This is a genomic window from Lacinutrix chionoecetis (assembly GCF_053604665.1).
Genome location: NZ_JBSHNQ010000024.1, coordinates 1 through 350 on the forward strand (window position 1 = coordinate 1; position 350 = coordinate 350).

Here is a 350-nt window from a genome sequence, read left to right on the forward strand (position 1 = left end):
TCGTGGTAACCATCGCCATTTGGTGTAAAGTACTGTGGGTAATCCATCACCATAATGGTTAGGGTGGCTTCACCACATCCTAAAATATCTCTTACTGTTATGGTATGTTCTCCTGCTGCCACATCGGTAAAGGTATAAGTACCATCGTTTGGCGTGTTCATCTCCCAGCTGCCACCATCGATACTAAACTCGTACACGGCTATTGAGGTGCCTGTGGTGCCTGTTGCAGTTACCTGTATGTCATGCTGGTCTGCAAAGGCTAAGGTGGTGACTTCTGCGCTAATTACTGGTGGCTCGCTTACTTCTACAAAGGTAGTGGCATCGCTGCTACAGCCTGTAGCATTATCGGT

At 47.7% G+C, this 350-nt stretch carries 1 protein-coding gene; it reads right to left on the reverse strand.

Annotated features, from left to right (window positions below):
* A partial coding sequence (locus ACVC43_RS00125; RefSeq protein WP_452222543.1) for an Ig-like domain-containing protein occupies positions 1–350 on the reverse strand: 350 nt, incomplete at both ends.